General features: G+C 69.5%; 1 protein-coding gene. It reads right to left on the bottom strand.

All coding sequences use genetic code 11. From position 1 onward, the window contains the following. On the bottom strand, window positions 1-371 hold a 371-nt coding region (locus IG99_RS43700), incomplete at both ends, for an MBL fold metallo-hydrolase (RefSeq protein WP_037684619.1).

The following is a 371-nucleotide window of genomic DNA, read 5'->3' as shown; positions in this document are numbered from 1 at the left end:
CGGGTGCGGATCGCGACCGCGAGACTGTCGGGGATGGAGTGGTTGACCGCCACGAACTCGCAGTCGAAGGGCCCGAAGCCACGCCGGTCGCCCTCCCGGACCCGCACCGTGCGCGGCCGGATGCCGTGTTCCTTGAGTTTGGCCTCCAGGAACGCCAGCGTCAGCTTGGAGCCGACGACGGGAATGTCGGACCGCTCGCGCAGCAGGTACGGCACGCCGCCGATGTGGTCCTCGTGGCCGTGGGTGAGGACGACGGCCACGATGTCGTCCAGCCGGTCCCGGATCGAGGTGAAGTCCGGCAGGATCACGTCCACGCCGGGCTGGGTCTCCTCGGGGAACAGCACGCCGCAGTCGACGATGAGCAGCTTGCC

This window comes from Streptomyces griseus subsp. griseus (assembly GCF_000720255.1).
GTDB classification, from domain to species: domain Bacteria; phylum Actinomycetota; class Actinomycetes; order Streptomycetales; family Streptomycetaceae; genus Streptomyces; species Streptomyces griseus_I.
The sequence above is the reverse complement of the archived record's forward strand: the minus strand, read 5'-3'. Positions and strand labels throughout refer to the sequence as shown.